The 18,752-nt window shown below is 34.8% G+C and carries 21 protein-coding genes and 1 tRNA gene; 6 read left to right on the top strand and 16 right to left on the bottom strand.

Going from position 1 to position 18,752, the window contains the following annotated elements:
- Positions 1–41 precede the first annotated feature (41 nt).
- From pyrF to KYG33_RS11055, 7 genes are all read right to left on the bottom strand, one after another.
- The gene (pyrF, locus tag KYG33_RS11085) at positions 42–1,421 is read right to left on the bottom strand and encodes an orotidine-5'-phosphate decarboxylase (RefSeq protein WP_077419025.1); all 1,380 of its coding nucleotides are present in this window, start codon (positions 1,419–1,421) and stop codon (positions 42–44) included.
- 121 nt (positions 1,422–1,542) lie between these two features.
- Positions 1,543–1,884, bottom strand: coding sequence for a YkvA family protein (locus KYG33_RS11080; RefSeq protein ID WP_077419026.1), 342 nt, complete (start codon positions 1,882–1,884; stop codon positions 1,543–1,545).
- A gap of 83 nt (positions 1,885–1,967) precedes the next feature.
- Positions 1,968–2,507 (bottom strand): TlpA family protein disulfide reductase, encoded by a 540-nt coding sequence (locus KYG33_RS11075; protein WP_077419027.1) that lies wholly within the window; start codon positions 2,505–2,507, stop codon positions 1,968–1,970.
- A gap of 9 nt (positions 2,508–2,516) precedes the next feature.
- Entirely contained in the window at positions 2,517–3,080 is a 564-nt protein-coding gene (locus KYG33_RS11070) for a thioredoxin family protein (protein ID WP_219073221.1), read from the bottom strand.
- 17 nt (positions 3,081–3,097) lie between these two features.
- Positions 3,098–4,168, bottom strand: coding sequence for a chorismate synthase (gene aroC, locus KYG33_RS11065; protein ID WP_219073220.1), 1,071 nt, complete (start codon positions 4,166–4,168; stop codon positions 3,098–3,100).
- Positions 4,169–4,218: 50 nt separating this feature from the next.
- Positions 4,219–5,790, bottom strand: coding sequence for an LIC_10190 family membrane protein (locus KYG33_RS11060; RefSeq protein ID WP_257468992.1), 1,572 nt, complete (start codon positions 5,788–5,790; stop codon positions 4,219–4,221).
- A gap of 117 nt (positions 5,791–5,907) precedes the next feature.
- The gene (locus KYG33_RS11055) at positions 5,908–6,459 is read right to left on the bottom strand and encodes a YMGG-like glycine zipper-containing protein (protein ID WP_180564536.1); all 552 of its coding nucleotides are present in this window, start codon (positions 6,457–6,459) and stop codon (positions 5,908–5,910) included.
- Positions 6,460–6,804: 345 nt separating this feature from the next.
- On the opposite strand from KYG33_RS11055, the gene KYG33_RS11050 reads away from it, so the two are divergent.
- Positions 6,805–7,245 carry a hypothetical protein gene (locus KYG33_RS11050; RefSeq protein ID WP_077419032.1) on the top strand — a complete coding sequence of 147 codons (441 nt, stop codon included), beginning with the start codon at positions 6,805–6,807 and terminating at the stop codon, positions 7,243–7,245.
- 485 nt (positions 7,246–7,730) lie between these two features.
- Here the strand turns inward: KYG33_RS11050 and KYG33_RS11045 are convergent, their stop codons facing one another.
- From KYG33_RS11045 to thrA, 9 genes are all read right to left on the bottom strand, one after another.
- Complete coding sequence (locus KYG33_RS11045) at positions 7,731–8,564, bottom strand: glycosyltransferase family 2 protein (protein WP_219073219.1); 834 nt, start codon at positions 8,562–8,564, stop codon at positions 7,731–7,733.
- 429 nt (positions 8,565–8,993) lie between these two features.
- Positions 8,994–9,221 (bottom strand): glutathione synthase, encoded by a 228-nt coding sequence (locus KYG33_RS11040; protein WP_077419034.1) that lies wholly within the window; start codon positions 9,219–9,221, stop codon positions 8,994–8,996.
- A 713-nt stretch (positions 9,222–9,934) separates the two neighbouring features.
- Positions 9,935–10,005: transfer RNA gene (locus KYG33_RS11035), tRNA-Cys, on the bottom strand.
- 58 nt (positions 10,006–10,063) lie between these two features.
- A complete protein-coding gene (locus KYG33_RS11030) occupies positions 10,064–10,573 on the bottom strand; it encodes an RDD family protein (protein ID WP_219073218.1) in 510 nt (169 codons plus the stop codon).
- A gap of 41 nt (positions 10,574–10,614) precedes the next feature.
- A complete protein-coding gene (locus KYG33_RS11025; RefSeq protein WP_219073217.1) occupies positions 10,615–11,979 on the bottom strand; it encodes a DUF4403 family protein in 1,365 nt (454 codons plus the stop codon).
- A 35-nt stretch (positions 11,980–12,014) separates the two neighbouring features.
- Positions 12,015–12,383, bottom strand: coding sequence for a dihydroneopterin aldolase (folB, locus tag KYG33_RS11020; RefSeq protein WP_077419037.1), 369 nt, complete (start codon positions 12,381–12,383; stop codon positions 12,015–12,017).
- 4 nt (positions 12,384–12,387) lie between these two features.
- A complete protein-coding gene (gene thrC / locus KYG33_RS11015; RefSeq protein ID WP_219073216.1) occupies positions 12,388–13,692 on the bottom strand; it encodes a threonine synthase in 1,305 nt (434 codons plus the stop codon).
- A 14-nt stretch (positions 13,693–13,706) separates the two neighbouring features.
- Positions 13,707–14,633 carry a homoserine kinase gene (locus KYG33_RS11010; RefSeq protein ID WP_219073215.1) on the bottom strand — a complete coding sequence of 309 codons (927 nt, stop codon included), beginning with the start codon at positions 14,631–14,633 and terminating at the stop codon, positions 13,707–13,709.
- Positions 14,634–14,642: 9 nt separating this feature from the next.
- Entirely contained in the window at positions 14,643–17,090 is a 2,448-nt protein-coding gene (gene thrA, locus KYG33_RS11005; protein WP_219073214.1) for a bifunctional aspartate kinase/homoserine dehydrogenase I, read from the bottom strand.
- Between the two features lie 332 nt (positions 17,091–17,422).
- On the opposite strand from thrA, the gene KYG33_RS11000 reads away from it, so the two are divergent.
- The 5 genes from KYG33_RS11000 to KYG33_RS10980 all read left to right on the top strand — a co-directional run bounded on the left by KYG33_RS11000 (position 17,423) and on the right by KYG33_RS10980 (position 18,594).
- On the top strand, positions 17,423–17,623 hold the full coding sequence (locus tag KYG33_RS11000) for a bacteriocin-like protein (RefSeq protein ID WP_077419041.1): 201 nt from the start codon (positions 17,423–17,425) through the stop codon (positions 17,621–17,623).
- 14 nt (positions 17,624–17,637) lie between these two features.
- Positions 17,638–17,829, top strand: a complete 192-nt coding sequence (locus KYG33_RS10995) for a bacteriocin-like protein (RefSeq protein WP_219073213.1) — start codon at positions 17,638–17,640, stop codon at positions 17,827–17,829.
- A 57-nt stretch (positions 17,830–17,886) separates the two neighbouring features.
- Positions 17,887–18,057: a bacteriocin-like protein gene (locus KYG33_RS10990; RefSeq protein WP_175627291.1), complete on the top strand. Its 171-nt coding sequence runs from the start codon at positions 17,887–17,889 to the stop codon at positions 18,055–18,057.
- A gap of 61 nt (positions 18,058–18,118) precedes the next feature.
- A complete protein-coding gene (locus KYG33_RS10985; RefSeq protein WP_077419042.1) occupies positions 18,119–18,316 on the top strand; it encodes a hypothetical protein in 198 nt (65 codons plus the stop codon).
- A gap of 68 nt (positions 18,317–18,384) precedes the next feature.
- Positions 18,385–18,594, top strand: coding sequence for a bacteriocin-like protein (locus KYG33_RS10980; RefSeq protein ID WP_077419043.1), 210 nt, complete (start codon positions 18,385–18,387; stop codon positions 18,592–18,594).
- Positions 18,595–18,752: the final 158 nt, after the last annotated feature.

The following is an 18,752-nucleotide window of genomic DNA, read 5'->3' as shown; positions in this document are numbered from 1 at the left end:
AGCCCAAATATAACTTATTTTGTATATACTTTATAGGTTTTTTAACCCTGAATTGCTTTTTTTTCCAAAGAATTAATATACGCGTTCCAACCCTCTGTCTTATAAGTAATCGCAGATGCTTCAGGATTATCAGATTTGTAGATTCCTCTTCCCACAATGATAAAATCTGTATGCAGCGTTTTGAAAACATGTTCCGGTGTATTGTACTGCTGTCCTTTACCATCACCGGAGTCTGCAAGATTAACTCCCGGAGTGAATAATAAAAGGTCTTCAGGGATTTTGTTCTGAGATACTCCACCAATTACATTAGGATGAGATAAAGCTACTTTTAAAGCTTCTTCACGATAGCTTGCGGTTGTCAATGCTCCTTTGGAAGACATTCCAACAATTGCTACCACTCCTACATTTTTGAAGCAGTCTAGTGATTCAAAACCTCCGATAACCTGAGATGTTACGAAATCTGCCCAATTTGTAATTTTGAAAACACCGCTTGTGAACTGAAGCTCCTGAGTATTTCCAATATCGGCAAATTTTCTGTCCTCCATCAGTAAGAACTGGTGTTTTGCAGCAATAGCTTTTAAAGGAGTGATTGTTTTTTCGTAATCAAAATCAGAAATAATATCAATATGCGTTTTTAAAGCAATGATGTGAGGGCCTACTTTTTCAGCAAGTTCCAGTAACTCCTGAGTTGTAGTAACATCTGCAGAAGCAATAAGGTTTGATTTTTTTGCTAAAGCCGTTTCCAGTAATTTTTTTGAAACTGAATGTTGTGCAGTCTGAAGCTTCTGCTCGTAAGAAGATCTTGTTTCCTCTTCAAACTGAATATGGTTCCCCTGAAGGAAATCCTGAATTCTTTTTACTTCTTCATCTGACAATTCACCAGTTTCCTGAAGAATATCACATACTTCAGAAATATTGAAAAGAGTGTGTACTCTGTATCCTTTACTTTCCAATAGCTGTTTTCCTCCCTGCTCTCTGTCCAATACCACTACAATATCAGAAACTTTAAGATCTTCCTGCTCTATTTCAGGAATGGTTTCCAACAAAGATTTTCCTGATGTGATCACATCTTCTACCAAAAGACAGTTTTGTCCTTTCTGATAAATTCCTTCAATCAGTTTTTTCGTACCGTAGCTTTTAGCTTCTTTTCTTTTAATAATTAATGGAATGTAGCTTTCCAGAGACATTGCAGTCGCCATAGGAAGAGCAGCATAAGGAACTCCACAGATTAAATCAAAATTATCCAGCGGAAGCATTTCCAGTAAATAATTAGCAAGATTTTTTAAAATTTTAGGATCTGAAGCCAAAGGTCTTAAGTCTACATAAAAAGGACTTTCAATACCACTTTTTAGGGTAAACCTACCAAATTTGATGATGCCTAGTTTGTAGCACTCTAAGAAGAATTCTTTTTTACTTTCCATTATTTTTTATTAGATATTGCAAATTTAAGGAATTGAAATAAAGCTTAAAAATTAATCGTTCATTTGTAAATAAAAAACCACCCCGAATAGACCAGGATGGTGTGAAAAATATAATAAACTATTATTTTACGATTTCAGCATCAATCAATTGAGCGCCTCTGTATTTTTGTTCGGCTTCCCATAATAAAAATTTGTCAACCTCTTTGATGAGCTTAGGAATGGTGAGCGACAATACTGCCAGATCATCCATGACTCCAAGTACCGGTATAACAAATTCAGGAAGCAGGTCAATAGGAGAGAGTACATATAAAATTCCCAGTAAAGGAAGAATAATGTCTATGGATTTCATCGGATACATTCCTTTTCTCCACATTTTGACCATTCTGAAAATATCAGGGATCTTTTTTATAAAGCCCTTATGATTGATGGCTTCTTTTGCAAGATTTAATTTTGAATATTTCATTTTGTGTTTGGATTTAATAAATTTTTCAATGCTATAAATTTCACAAATCCTGTACCAATAAATTATAAAATTTAGTTAAAATATTATTTGATAATATTGTCAATGAACTGATGTACAGTCTCTGTGTCCCAATCTTTTGTCGCATCTTCTTTGATAAGGATTCTTCCATGCTTATCCAGCAGGAAAGTGGTTGGGAATACCTTGGGAAGAATTTTCTCAGAAATTGGGCTTTGAGCAATATATACAGGAACGGTATAGTTATTTTCTTTCAAAAACTTTCTTATATCATCTTCCTTATCATTCATGGCAATCAATACAAAATCTACATGATCTTTTCTGGTATCATACAGTTTCTGAATAGAAGGCCATTCTTTTCTGCATGGCGGGCACCAGGTTCCCCAGAAGTTCAGAAAAATCCCTTTATCCTTAAAGTTTTTAAGATTCGTACTTGGTGCATTGATTCCTTTAAGTTCTATGTTGTAATCTTCTTCACTGATATGTACAGCGTTTTCAATGGTTGCAACAGGGAAAAATGTATCCTTTAGAAAATTTCTTATTCCCGGAACAAATGCAACAATACCGATGAGAGCTATTATTACAATATAAATGATACTCTTTTTCATGTCTCTTTTTTATAGAAGATCTAAAATTTCCTGAACAGCATCTTTTCCTCTGTTCTTAGCATAATATATCTGCAGATCATTGTAGAACATATCTTTTGGGTACGTTTCAGGATCAGCTTTATATTTCATCAACAGTTCATACCCGTATTTAGGACGAGGGCCCCATGAATTTTTTACATTCAGGTCTTTATCCAGAATAAGTACCTTAGGAATAGATTCCGTACCATTGGTCAGAAACTGATTAATTAGGCTCTTATCACTATCTCTCAGAAATACTCTTACTTCATTATGTCCCTCAAAAAATCTAAAGACAGCAGGAACAGTTGCGCTTGCATCCCCGCACCATGCTTCAGAAATGATTAAAATCTTTCCGTCAAAATTTTTGGCAGCAAGTTCTTTCAGCTGATCTTCATCCGGAACGTATTTCTTTACCGTTCGGTCCATTCTCTGGAGACCCAGTTCATAATATTGTTTATAGTCAGCTTCCTGCTGGTTGGCAGGATTCTCTAATCTTTCTTTTGCAATCTGAAGATATTCCTCAAAAGAAATTCCTTTATCCCAGTAATTTTTCATTACCAAAAATATTTATGTTAAAAATTATTGATATTTCTTGTTTTGTTGATCAGAAACAAGTCTGCCAGCACAAATGCAGCAAGACTTTCCACTACAGGAACCGCTCTTGGAACCACACAAGGATCATGGCGTCCTTTTCCTTCAACGATCACAGGATTTCCGTCTTTATCAATACTGTCCTGAGGTCTCAGAATAGTTGCCACAGGTTTGAATGCTACACGGAAATAGATGTCCATTCCGTTGGAAATTCCACCCTGAATACCTCCTGAAAGATTCGATTTTGTAGTAAAATCTGTATTGAAGTCATCATTATGCTCTTTTCCTGTCATCTTAGCACCACAGAAACCGCTTCCATACTCAAAACCTTTGCAGGCATTGATGTTCAGCATTGCTTTTGCAAGCTCAGCCTGAAGTTTCGAAAATATAGGTTCACCAATTCCTACGGGAACATTTTTAATCACACAAGTGATCGTTCCTCCGATAGTGTTACCTTCTTTTTTGATTTCTTTGATTTTTGAGATCATCTTTTCAGCCGTTTCAGCATCAGGACAACGAACATCATTGCTTTCTGTTTGGGAAAAATCTAAAGCCTGATATGGTTTTTCACAGAAAATATCACCTACAGAAGAAACGTAAGCATTGATCTCAATGTTTGGTAAAAGCTGCTTGGCAAGTGCTCCGGCAACCACCCAGTTCATGGTTTCCCTTGCAGAAGATTTTCCGCCACCACGATGGTCTCTGAAACCAAATTTCTGGTCATAGGTAAAATCAGCATGGCTTGGGCGATATGCCCCTGCGATGTGATCATAATCTTTCGATTTCTGATTTTCGTTTTCAATGATAAAACCAATTGGGGTACCTGTTGTTTTTCCATCAAAGATTCCTGAAAGAAACTTTACTGTGTCACTTTCTTTTCTTTGAGTGACAATTGCTGACTGGCCAGGTTTTCTTCGGTTCAGTTCGTATTGAACCTTATCGAGATCTACCGTTAAACCTGCCGGAAAATTATTGATGATACCGCCATAAGCCACTCCGTGACTTTCTCCAAATGTTGTAAGACTAAGAAGATTACCTAATGTGTTGAACATAGTACAAAATTACCTTTTTTTCTTCAGATAATAAAGTTTCTGGATTTGTTCTATTTATCGGTGTTTTTGATATTATTGATAACCTTTTGGGCTTCCTTTTTTTCTTCTGGAGTCATTTTTTTCCAGATAAATCCTTTTTTGAGATTATTTTTGTCTGAAAGTTGGGGGAAAATACCTGCTTTTACATCATCAAAAATATAGAATGGAGTAACGGCTGGAAGAGGAGTGTCAAAACTGTAAGGGTAATTGTGAGAAACATTAAATTTAAAATTGCCGATTTTAAATGTATTAAACTGATGGTATGCATAGCTTGAAGGCTTGTAAAGCTGTTCTGTTTTAAATCCTGTCATAAAGCTTCCTACCCTGAAACTGGGAATGTATTTTTGAATAAATGCCGGAAAGGATAACATTGAAATGAAAAATAAGCTTAAAACTGAAAAAACAATAATGGATTTCTTCTGATTAAAATATTCATGAAACAGAACAAAAAATACCACAAAGAAAACATCGATAAAAAATCTGTATTGAGCGGAAAACGCAAGGATCAATATACTTTTTACCAACAAAGAAATACAGATCAGCGTGATGAGTTTTTTCTTTTTTATCCAGGCAAATACAGAAAAAATAATTAAACTCAGGACAAAAAGAATATTAATCTTTGATTTGATTCCTTCCAGAGAAAGCCAGTTTTTAATATGATCTGCTGTTGAAAATTTTTGAATTTCTTCATAGGTATACTGCATATCATAGGTCTTCATGATGGCAAACTGTGACGAAATTTTTAGTACTTCCGGATTGGGTTTCCAGGATACACCCAAATCACCCATTGCTACAGGAAAAACAGGAAAACCGTATGTCCATATATTTTTAATAAAGAACAGTAAAAGAATCAGAATTCCTAAAAGTAATTGTCTGAAATTGTTTTTGAAAATAAAAACAGAGCTTGAAAATACTAATAGGGGCAGCCATATCATGGTAGGTTTTATAGCAAAAACAAAAACTGAAAAGGCAAAAAGAAGAGTTGTATTTCTGTTTCCGGCTATGAGCTCATTTAAGATAATCAGTGAAAAAATAATAACAGGAAGGTCCGGGCTTGGAGATTGCGTAAACAATAATAAGACCGGCAGGAAACAAAGGTGTATCCAGTTTTTCCGTTCGATGATATAAAGGGTGTAAATAATCAGTAATACAGCATTGATTCTTAAAAACGGGTCAGAGAAATTGGAAAATCCAGCCTGGAAAATATGCCAGACAGACATTTGTCCCAGCGTGAGATCAACGTTTGAAATTCCTTTTACCAGCCCATATTCTGTAAGCCACTGAAGAGTTGGGATGTAATAGCCAAAATGATCTAGTATATAAGGATAATAAGAGCCTGCGAGTATGATAATAAGAGTTGCAGCACTCATTAATGTGAAATCTTTTTTTGAAAACTGATAAAACTCCCTGTAGAGTCTGTTTCTAAAGAAAAAGAATAATCCCAAAAGTATTGAAATTGTTTCTATATAAATATTTAAAGGGAAAAAAAATGAAATAAGTGTCCATATCAGGCTTATTCCCAAGATTCCGGATAGGATTTTTCCTGAGATTCCCTGGAATAAAACCCCTGAGATATTTTCCATGATTTTCCCCCAACCCATTAAGACAGGAATGATGAGAATTGAAGAAAACAGAATCAATAGCATAAAAAAAGATTGCTTAAAAATAAGCAATCTTTATATTTATTGTGAAAATATTTATTAACGGGGTTGTACCCTTCCGTCTTTTCTATCTTGCGATCTACCGATGGTATAACCTGTGGCACCACCTACAACACCACCAATTACAGCTCCGAGTCCTCTGTTTTTCTTAGCGATGAGTGCTCCTGCCGCAGCTCCACCTACAGTACCAATTACGGTTCCTTTGGCTGCTTTACTCCATCCTTTTTTCTGGGTAGTTCCCTGTGAAGCTCCACTTCCGTTATTGGCATAACTTCCGTTACTTCCTGATGAGCCGGAATTTGAGTTTCTGTCTCTATATATTGTTCTTGTTTCTCTGATTACCTGTGGTCTTGAATTATTTTCAGCAGCAGCTCTTGCTTTTTTGGTTTCAGATATGCTGTCTGCTTTTTTCTGAGCTTCATAGACCATCTTTTCTTTTTCAATAGCCAGTTTTTGTTTTTCTATTTCAAGTTGTCTGGCCTGAAATTCAAGTTTCTGTGCTTCCAGTGATTTCTCAGCAACGCTGTCATCTTTCTTGCAGGCCGTCATTAAAAAGACGGATAAAAAACCTGCTAATACTATCTTTCTCATAATTCAAATTTTAATAAGGTAAAGCCAAAATGACTTTGATTTAAATGTATTTTCAATTATGAAGCCAAAATTTAGTTAAGGAGTGTTAAAATTGATCAGAGAAAAGTGAATTAATTTTAAATACTGTTCACTTTTGTATTATTGATGGGGATTTTATGCGTTTACTATTGAAATTTTATTTTATGTTAAAAATTTCTTCAGAAAAGGGAAATTGATTCTTTAAGTAAATCTATCATTAGTATTTCAGACCGTTCCGGAATTTGGATTTGTAAATTTTAGTTCATTGATTGTTTTTACTCAATTCATATAAGTTGATTACTTTTGAGAACCAAATTACTTTTTAATATGAAAAAATCAATTTTTACAGTATCAGCATGTATCGGACTGCTGGCTGTTGCAACCTCATTTTCCTCTAATGAAATAACAGAGAACAATAAAAACTGTTCAGAAATAGCGGATACCACACCAAAGACCCAGACGTATAAGATCCGTTATGGTCTTCTTTCAAAAAGCGGGGCGAAAATTCTTTCCGGAAATTATGATGTAGGAAGTTTCCTTGCAGAAAACATGGTTACCGGAGAAGTTTATGATACCTATTACAGTGGTGGATTTCAGTCTGTGCCACAATATTATAATGGTCTTCCTGCAGGAACTTATACTTTTTCTGCTATGCAGGGACAAGGTGGTTGGGTAGGTTATGGAACGGTAATTGCTACGGTTTCGGACGCACAGGTAGATTCTGATGGATATATTACGGTGTATATTCCGATCATTTGGGAGGAGTAGACCTTGTGAGCAAGAAATTATTTAACTAAATTTACCCTTTTCGAAAATGAATGTTTTTTTAATCATTTAAATAATTAATTGCATTTTTTATTTTGTTTTTATCAATTTTATATTGAATAAAAACTAATAAATTGCTATAATTGTGTAAAATATTATTAATACAATTTTCGGGATGCTGTTAGGTTCCTATAGAAGTATTCATTCTCTATTTCTATGTTGTATTATGTTTTTCTGAAGAAATGTAATAGTAATAGTTGTATTGAACGATTCTACGATATTCTGTTTGGATTTTTCTAAATAGATTTTTTTCATCATTTGTGTTTTTTAGGCCTCCGTCAGGAGGCCGTTTCTATGTATTAAGTTTTATCAAAGCTTTATGATTCTGCTCATATAATAATTGGAAGGGAGATGGTATCTTTGAGTATAAGAATATTTTCATTCCATATTTTATCAAAAAGACTCTTCGTTTCGAAGAGTCTTTTGTATTATATATTATCTAAGGTGACTTTTATTTTACTGATTAATCGGTGAATTTTTTTAGTCTGATACCCAATAAGGTTATAGATTTCCTGTGAACTGGTGAAAACCTCAGGAACAGTCTGGTTATTGATGGTTTTGATTCCCCGTCTTTTCATTGTATCATGTATTACTCTGGCAAACGATTCTTTTGCGCTTTGTTTTGCTTTGTCCTGGGAAATTCCATCAGAATGAAGCCTGTACAAGTATAAGGGTTCTTTGATAAATTTAGCTTCTCCCTGTTCCAGTATTTTTAAATACAGATCCTGATCTACTGCATTTTTCAAATTAGGATTAATTCCTGTTGTTCTTGAGTAAGTTTCTTTTTTAAATGCAAAGAAATGTGCAAACTGAATGGGACAGTTGAAAAAATGGCGGTTGTTGTAAATTTGCTTGGTGCCGGCATATACTCTTTCAGGAGTGAGATTTTCATCACATAGCATCATTTGGGAATAAACAGCTGCAAGATCATCTCTATCAACGAATTCCTGGGCTGTTTTTTCCAATGCTTCCGGATAAAGTGCATCATCAGGATCCAGGTAGGCACACAAATCTCCCTGGGCATATTTCATACAGGCAGCTTTTGTAAAGCCACAACCTTTATTTGTTGCATTACGATAGAGTTTGAAGCGGGAATCATCCTGGATAAGAGACTGTATAATTTCTACTGAATCATCTGTAGAGGCATCATCAACAATAATCACTTCCCAGTTTCTATAGGTTTGATTGATTAATGAATCATAGCATTCCTTGAAATACTTTCCATTATTATAGTTGGCTATAAGTATAGAAAAAATTATCACGTTATTTTGAATTAATTACGCGAAATTATAAAATAAGATATGTGAAGAATATTACTATGATCATAAGATATCTGATATTTTTTATTATATTTTGAAATCTATGCGTGTGAATTATATCTTAACTACTATTTTTTCAGTGAATCAGTTTTGGAATATTTGAGAATAGCCGAAGAATAGGAATTAAAACAGTATTGTTTATTGTCTTTTTTTGAGAAATATTGTGTGCTGGCTGGATAGCTTACTATTTAAAAGAAATAATAATTTTATGATTGTACTCATAAAATAAAAAAAAAGACTGGTATACCTTTGGTTAAGAATTAATAGATAAAATAATTTTTATCTCTGATATAAAATTTTTTTTCATCATTTGTGTTTTTTGAGGCCTCCATTTTTTTGGGGGCTTTTTTCATATAATAATCTCAAAATGTTTTAAAGATCAAAGAGTATTCTACCGTAAAAAGGAGTATCCCAAATGATGAATATTTTGTCATTTGATTTTTGCAGGGGAGCCTGAATGATTTCATAGTCTCCTTTTTCGGTTAATCTTTCTACAATGAGGTCAGAACCTTTGCCTATTTCATTTACGTTATACTCCAACTGATATTCTTTTTCATTTCTTTTCGTAAAATCTTCTTTACTAAAAATTATTTGTGCCATGACTATTTAAATTTATTGGATTGATTTATATGAAGAATAAATTATGCCAATTTGGTGTTGATTTAGGTTTTTTTTGATCTCTGACTAAATATTTGACAATTTTATTTCCTGAATATGAATTGTATTTTATCAAAATGTAAATTATTTTATTTTTAATGTTTTTATCGGCATGCTGGATTTATTTTAATTAATTATAATTAATTATGAAGTGGTTTTTAAAACATTAGTAAAAACGGTCTAAAATGCTAAAATTTCAAAATGAATAATACCAGAGTAAAATGCTTTTTTTTCTCAAAACTGGCATTCTTGGCACGATTTTTCAATATAGAAATGTAACTCATGTTTAATTTGAGTTTTCATGGTTATTAGTTTTTATCCTCGGAATTTCCGAGGATTTTTTTGTTCTAATATGATGATGCTCATAAACGTAAATTGATCAACCTTCTATTTTTGAGTAAGATAATTTTCTATCCATCATCTTTTTACATTATTTATCAAACTCTTCTTTGATCTGAAAGAGCTTATTTTCTATTGTTAAAAGGAAAAGTCTAATGCAATAAAAAGATATTCATTCAAAAAGATAAGAGCGAATGAAGTGAAGAATAAGTTACTGATGTTGATAAAGTAATTTTGATGATAAAAGAATGGAATATTTGAAAAGATTAAAGGTATAAAAACAAAAAAACCTCTAAATAACTTAGAGGTTTTTTCTGAGGTACCTAGCGGATTCGAACCGCTGTAGATGGTGTTGCAGACCACTGCCTAGCCGCTCGGCCAAAGTACCATTTTTACCATTTTTGAGGTGTGCAAATATAGCAAAATTTCTTTATGAACAAAAGTTTTTAAGCAATTTCTTTCTTTCCAAGAGCCTCGATTTCGCTTTTTGCTTGAATTTCAGCCTGATAATTTTTGATGTTGATAACTCTTGTTTCACTCCATTTGTCATGCCAGCCGTTTTCTCCTAAAAAAGAAAGACCGTCAAAGGGAACGAACCTGGAAATATTCCGGATAAGATAATCATTGAAAGTAGGCTCTGTACCATCAATACAAATAACTTTAGTTCCTGTGATATACTTGCCAATAGATCTACCTTTTGTAAAATATTCTATGAGAAAAGTGTACATAAAATAGATTAAAGAGGTGATCAGTATATCCAGGAATTTATTTATTTCTGACATTTTATACACAATTTTGAGAAGAAAATCATTACTGGTAAGATTATATGTCAGGGCTGCAATAACTCCAAAAGCAAAAAAGATAATGGTGATAATAGCTCTGTCAATTATAAGATTAGCAAGTCTTATCCCCTTTTGGGCTCTGTTTCTGTCTACAACGACTAAATATTTTCTCATGAATCGGTTATTAGTTTTTAGTTTAGTTTTTTATTGAAATTTTAAAATCCGTTGACCAGTAATTTTAATGAGGCATTCGTGTCAATCACTGCTGTAATTCCGGTATTGTTGAGTAGAATTTTACTGGGTTTCAGATTGAAAACTTTCCCGTTCATCTTTAAACCTTTATAGTATTCTTTATTAAAAGCTTCTTCAATACTCTTTCTTGATGCTTCTTCCAGCTCCTGGGTTGGAATACCATATTCATCTTCAATCATTTTTACAATTTTTCCCTGGAAAAGGAGAGAAGCTGTTTTCTGAAGGATATTGGTAGTTTTCAGTTTAAATTTGGTCTCTGATAAAACAATTTTTCTTTTTGTATCATCATACACAGGAATTCCGGAAATAATGGCCGTACCTTTTATATAGCCGTCGGTCTGAGCTTCGATAACCACTCTGTTATCAACTCCATATACTCTGATATCAGTGACTTTCACTTTAGAGTCACGAATATCAAATTCCTTATTCAGGAATGTTTTTCTTGCCATACTGCTTGCCTCTGTAAAAGGGATATTGGCTGTAGTCTGTAAAATAAACTTATCCGCAACAGTAGGAGTGGAGTTAAAATTGGCAACACTGGTTACCGGTGAAGAAGCTGCAGGTTTATTTCCTGTAAAAGTTTCGGAATAAATATCAACACCAAGCGTAGCATTGATCTGGTTACCATAAAATTTCAAAGGAGTAATATTGACTCCCACCGGGCTAACCTTCAGCCATGTATTATATTCTTCGGAGATATTGAAAGGCTGCAGAAATGTATTCCAGGCCATTAAGGCATATTGTTGGAAATTCAGCTGTGTAGCCATTTGCTGATCTATCGTCTTACAGAATTTTTCCTGCTGTTCTTTTAAGCTTTTTTCAACAATAGAGGTAATGGGAATCTGTATTCTTCCGTAATCAAGAACGGGTTTTGTTACCCACCTGAATCCATTGGGCTGTGTATTGGTAGTAATGGTCCAGTTATTCTTAAAAGTAACGGTTGTATTGAATGACATTACCGTTTCAAAAGTTGTATTCTGATATGTGTATACTCCCAAAGTTCCGATTCCTTTTTCTGCCCATATTTTTAAAGGAACTTCAATCAGTAAATTCTGAGTGGTTCCGCCAACAAGACGAATAGGCCTGGTTTTCCATACTTTTACTTTAAACTGATCATTGTTATTGTCAGTATAAGAGTCATCCTGGTAAACAAGCTCTTTCACAGAAGCATTGATCATATTGCTCAGTTCCGAAAGAGGAATTGTCACAGGCATCGTAATACTGGACTTTATCTTTGGAAAATTATAAGCTGCCAACTGATTATCAACGCCGGCCTGACCAAAAACGCTGATACCTGCTACTAAAAATAATATTTTAACGAATTTCAATTTGTATGTTTTTTTAATGAACGAAAATAAGAATTTTAATTTTCCGGTTTAAAGCTTTTTTCCAGCTCAATGCTGGCACCTGTCATTTCTCCCTGCATAGGGGGAGCTGTTTTGGTAATTTTTAATTTAATATAATCAACCTGTGGAAAGCTGTTGTGGATGGTTGAGATTATTCTTCCGGCTACATGTTCCAGTAATCTGGATTTTATTTTCATTTCCTTGTGAAGAATATCATTGATATCCGCATAGCTTATGGTATCATGCAAATCGTCAGATGCTGCTGCTTTCCACAGATCAGTATGAAGTTCTACATTCAGAATATAATACGTCCCGATAATGTTTTCCTCAGGAAGTACGCCATGGTACGCATATATTCGTACATCTTCAAGATATATTTTGCTCATTGCCTCATATTTTATGAAGCAAAAATCGTCTTAATTCTTCAAAATCTGAATTTATTTCTACAGTTTTTTTCTCCTTTTTCATCAGTTCACTCAATGACTCAGGAGTTTCAATCTGAGTATGGATTGCTTTTTCCACAGCATCGGGGAATTTTACAGGGTGTGCAGTTCCGATGATAAACCCTTTTTGACCAGGATTTTTTTGCAGATACTGTTCCATAGCAGCAAATGCTACGGCACTGTGAGGCTCCAGAATATAGGCGTATTTCTTATACACTTCTGTGATGATATTCATTGTTTTATCATCATCAATGGAATATGCAGATATTTTATTTTTTAAAACATCAAACCGATGTCCGAAAAGCTCTAAAATCCTTACAAAATTGCTCGGATCTCCCACATCCATGGCATTAGATAAAGTAGCAACTGCTTTTTGTGGCTGGTAGTTCTGAGTTTTAAAATAATCAGGAATTACCTGATTAGCATTACAGGCTGCAATAAAATGACTGGCAGGAAGGCCTCTGAAATGAGCAAGAAGCCCGGCGCAGATATTTCCGAAATTTCCACTCGGAACACAGATTACCGGTTCTTCTTTATGATGTTGGATCCATTGTTTTAAAGCTATTAAATAATAAATCTGCTGAGGAAGCCATCTCGCAACGTTAATAGAATTGGCTGAGGTCAGAAATAACTGATTATTAATTTCTTCATCAGAAAAAGCCTGCTTGACAAGATTCTGACAGTCATCGAAACTGCCATTTACTTCCAATGCTGAAATATTTTCTCCTAGTGCTGTCAATTGTTTCTCCTGAACCGGGCTTACTCTGTTTTTAGGGTACAGTATGACCACATTGATTTGTGGAATCTTATAAAACCCATGGGCAACAGCACCTCCTGTATCTCCGGAAGTTGCCACAAGAACAGTAACTTTTTTCTGCTGATCTTTCAGAAAATAAGACAGACAACGACTCATAAATCTCGCACCGATATCTTTAAAGGCAAGAGTGGGACCATGAAACAATTCCAAAATAGAGATATGCTCATTGATCTTTACCAGAGGAATTTCAAAACTGACCGTTTCTGCCACAATTTCTTTCAGGACTTCTGAAGGAATTTCATCTCCCACAAAATCTTTCATGCATTGATAAGCAATTTCTTCATTAGAATACTGATGAAGATTTTGAATAAATCTGTCGTCAAACTGAGGAATACTTTCAGGGAAAAACAATCCTTTTTCTTTTCCCTGACCTTTTATTGTTGCTTCTCTGAAGTTAATTTTTTCCAGAGTATCTTTTAAGTTATAATATTTCATTTCTGTTTTTTAGGTTAAACTTCTTCAACGATTTGAATGCCTGTTGGATTTATTTTTGAAACATATATAAGATTTTCTATTTCAATCTCATCATATACTGATTTCATCATCTGAGCAATTTTTTCTGCCGTTTCTTTTTGTTGAGACAGCATAAAAATAGAAGGTCCTGATCCGGAAATTCCTCCTCCCAGAGCTCCCAATTGCAAGCTTTTGGCTTTAATTTCGTCAAATTTCGGAATCAGAATACTACGGATTGGTTCTATAATGACATCGTGAAGACTCCTGCCAATCAATGGAAAATCATTTTTCTGAATTCCTGCTACAAGACCAGCTATATTTCCCCATTGTTCTACAGCGCTTTTTAAACTGATATTTTTCTTTAATATCTGCCTTGCATCTGAAGTTTTGACTTCCACCTGCGGATGTACTGCCGTTACAAATAAATCTGGACTGTTCAGCGGAATGATATCAATGGGATTGGTAGATTTTACCAGAGTAATTCCCCCATAGATACACGGAGCAATATTATCTGCATGACGTACTCCTGAAGCCAGTTCTTCTCCAAACATGGCAAAATGAATCATCTCTTCTTGTGACAATTTGTTTCCTAATAATGAATTAGCTCCAAAGGCGGCTCCGGCGGCACTTGCCGCACTGGAGCCGAGCCCGCTTCCAGGTTTTATATGTTTACGGATAATCACCTCAAAACCATTCTTCAGATTAAAATATTCCTGAATTTTTAAAAGGACAATACCCGCAACATTACTGGAAGGTTCTTCGGGAAGTCCAAAAGAATCGGTATGTTTTATAATGATTTCAGGAGTTTCCAACAATCTGAATTCCATCTCATCATATGGATCATGGACAGCCATTCCTAGAATATCAAATCCGCAAACCAGATTGGCAACAGTAGCCGGGACTTTTAGTTTTACTTTTTTCATAATTGTATTTTAAATAGAACGGATAATATCTGCAAAAACTCCGCTTGCCGTTACATCAGCTCCGGCACCGGCTCCTTTTACGACCAAAGGCTGCTCGGAATATCTAAGGGTTTTAAAAATGACAATATTGTCTTTGCCATAAAGATGAAACAGATCACTGTCCGGAGCGATATGCTGTAAACCTACTTTTGCTTTTCCCTCTTCAAACTTTGCAACGTATTTTAATATTTTGCCTTCGTTTTTAGCTTCGTTAAATAAGTTTTTAAAGTGATTTTCATACACTGAGAGTTTTTCGTAAAAACTGTCAACGCTTCCCTGCATGCATTCTTCAGGCAGAAAACCTATGTTTTCAATTTCGTCAAACTGAAGGGGATATCCGGCTTCTCTTGCCAGAATTAAAATTTTTCTTGCTACATCAGTTCCCGACAAATCGAGTCTCGGATCCGGTTCTGTATATCCTTCTTTCTGAGCCTGAGCTACTACTTCAGAGAATGTTCTGCTGCCATCATATTCATTAAAGACAAAATTCAATGTTCCACTTAGAACGGCCTGGATGGATTGGATTTTATCTCCGCTTTTGATGAGGTCGTTAATCGTTCCTATCACAGGAAGCCCAGCTCCTACATTGGTTTCAAAATAGAAATTACAGCTGTGGTTTCTCGCTGTATTTTTTAAGGTTTTATACTTTTTAAAATCTGAAGAAGCCGCAATTTTATTACATGCAACGATATTCACACTTCTTTTCAATAGGCTTTTATACACTTCAGGAACGTCAGGGCTTGCAGTTATATCAACAAAAACGGAATTTCTAAGGTTTCTGTGGATAATTTCATTGGCAAATTCATTGGCAGAGGCTTTTTCTCCCTGTTGATTCCAGTTAAGGTAGTTTTCCTTTGATATTCCCTGATCTGAAAACAGCATATAACGGCTATTGGAAATCCCTGCAATTCTCAAGTTGATCAAAAAGTTTTCCTTTAAATATTCGTTTTGGTCATAAATCTGCTGAATCAGTTTTGAGCCTACATTTCCTGTTCCACAGATATAGATGTGGATCTGTTTTATTTCAGACTCAAAAAATTCTTCATGAAGTACATTCACAGCTTTCTTACTGTCCTTTTCTGAAATAACAATACTGATATTTCTTTCCGAAGAACCCTGTGCGATCGCTCTTATATTGATTCCGTTATTTCCCAGGCATCCGAACATTTTTGCACTTACACCGCTTCTGCTTTTCATGCTTTCTCCTACAAGTGCTACAATGGAAAGTCCTGTTTCAATTTTTACGGCATAAACCCTTTTAAGATTGATATCATCTTCGAAAGAAGAATTGATCGCGTGTTCAGCACGTAAAGCTTCTTTTTCTTCAATAGCTATGGTGATAGAATGTTCTGATGATCCTTGTGTAATAAGGATTACATTTATTTTTTCGTTACTTAAACACTGGAAAAGTTTTGCAGAAATACCCGGAATTCCTACCATACCGCTTCCTTCCAATGTAAGCAGAGCAATATTATTCATATTTGAAATACCTACTGCAATCTGTTTTTCATTGTCTGAAGATTTCTGTTGATGAGAAATTAAAGTTCCCGGTGATTCAGGATCAAAAGTGTTCTTGATGATCAGGTCTATATTTTTTATCATTACAGGCTGAATGGAAGGTGGATAAAGTACTTTTGCCCCAAAATGAGAAAGTTCCATGGCTTCATGATAAGATATTTCTGAAATAGGTTTAGCATTGGAAGCAAGACGAGGGTCAGCAGTCATCATTCCGCTTACATCGGTCCAGATCTGGAGTTCTTCTGCATGAGCGGAAGCAGCAATAATAGAAGCAGTATAATCCGAACCGCCTCTTCCTAATGTTGTTGGGTTGTTCTTTTCATCATGAGCTACAAACCCCGGACCTATAATAATACGGTTTTGATTTTCATTCAGAAAATGAATAATATTTTTTTCGGTAGCGTCGAAATTTACTTTTGCATGGGTGAAATTGCTGTCTGTTCTGATCAGTTCTGCGGAATTCATCCACACAGAGTCCAATTCTTTATGTTGAAGTCTTGCTGCAATAATTTTTGAAGACAGAAGCTCTCCATAAGAAGCTATTCTATCTTTTATTCTGTTTGTCAGCTCACCAAGAACGGCAATTCCGTTGCAAAGATCTTCAATATCATTGAAATGCTTTTTTACAAAGCTTAGCCATGAACTTTGTTCTGTGATTGGAAAAAGATCTTTGACCAGACTGATATGTTTTTCTTCCAGATTCTGAATAATCTGAACATAGTTTTCATCTTTCACAGAAGCATATTCTGCTGCCCTGATCAGTTGGTCGGTAACGCCATGAAGTGCTGATACAATAACAACTATTTTGTTTTTTAAAGATTCATCTTTTATGATTTTTTCCACCAGTAGAATATTCTGAGAATGGGCGACTGATGTTCCGCCGAATTTTAAAACTTTCATCAATTATTTTTTTAAAGTTGGGTAAAAAGAAATGGTTACTCTTTAAAAAAAGAGTACGGTGCCGGAAATAATATGTGAAAATTTACCCCGTTATGGGGTAGTTGTTGTAGTTGTGAATGTAGAAACGGAAGATATGCCTGAAATAGGTAATCTCAGGTCAGAAATATCAGATATGTTTCTTAACAAATTCATTGTAACAGAACAAATGTACAAATTATTTTGAAACAGCCAAGTTTTTAATATAATAAAATATATTTCCTTTTTTGGGGATATATTTGTTGTAATTGATTAAAAATGTTATATTTATAAGATTAACTAATAACGACATAACCATGAAAAATTTAAAGAAAATTTCTCGGAAAGGTTTAGGGCAAATCAGTGGAGCGGCATTCAGATGTGACGGATGTCCTACAGGTGGAGGATACGGCCCAGGCCCTGAATTTGCACATTCCTGTGAAGAATATGATGCATTACCGGGACGCTGCAAATCCTGTGTATTCGTAAGTTCATTATGTATCTATCCTGAAATCTAATCAAAAAAATAAATATGAAAAATTTAAAGAAAATCAATCGAAATGATTTAAAATCTGTCAACGGTGGAATAGGCCCTTGTAATGCGAACTGTCCTGCCGGACCCTACGGACCAGGTGAACCAAGGTCATGTGCTGATTATCATGCCTTACCAGAATGTTGTAAAGGAAGAGTACTGGTAAGTTTTGAATGCTTTGGTCCTTATTAATTTTTAATGACAAAAAGTTTGTTGTTTTTTATTACAGAATACTAAAATTATTACAATATGAAAACAATTAAGAAATTATCACGCGAAGAAAAGAAAAACATCGCTGGAGGATTTACCGATATCCAGATTGAAGCCTGTGGTGGTGAACAATTTGTATGTTTCCGAGGAGGGGGGAAATGGGGATGCTGGCTGAAACCGGGAGGAACCTGTTATGCACCAATGCTGTAAGTATTGCTGCTTATACAATCCAATGAAAAAAATTAAAACTTAATTTTAAAATTAAACTACCATGAAAAATTCAAAAAAATTAAACAGAGAAAGCTTAAGAGCTATTATTGGAGGTGGAGGAGATACCTGTGCTGTAGATCTTGATTGCGGACCGAAAGGTTGTGCGGTATGTACAGATTTTAGAGGGCGTAAAGTTTGTCTTTATCTTTTCCCTTATGATCCATCTATTCCAGGAAGCTGTATGGTTCTGGAGGGTTAGAAAATATATTATTTAAAAACCATCAATTTGTTGTAAAACATATAATCAACATTTAATTTAAAACTACTATGAAAAATTTAAAGAAATTAAACAGAAAAGAGCTTGGACAATTAAATGGAGCAGCAGGCCCTTCAAGATGTGCAGGATGCCCACAACATGCTACATTCGGAGATGGTCCTGAATATCAGTATCCATGTTCTGCTTATCAGGGGCTTCCCGACTACTGCAAGATGTGTGTTCTGGTAAGTATGGAATGTGTGGACGGAGGAGTTTCTTAAAAGATAATCAGACTTTTATGAAAGATTTAAAGAAATTGAACAGAAGAGATTTGGAACAGATGATAGGGGCTGGTGTATCAAAATGTGACGGCTGTCCTACCCATCTGGTTTTTGGCCCAGGCTCTTCCAGTGATCCTTCATGCGAGGCATATTGGAGA

The sequence above is a fragment of the Chryseobacterium sp. D764 genome (genome assembly GCF_019317325.1).
In the GTDB taxonomy this organism is placed as follows: Bacteria; Bacteroidota; Bacteroidia; order Flavobacteriales; family Weeksellaceae; genus Chryseobacterium.
Note: the sequence above shows the minus strand (reverse complement) of the source record. Positions and strands in the feature narration are given on the sequence as shown.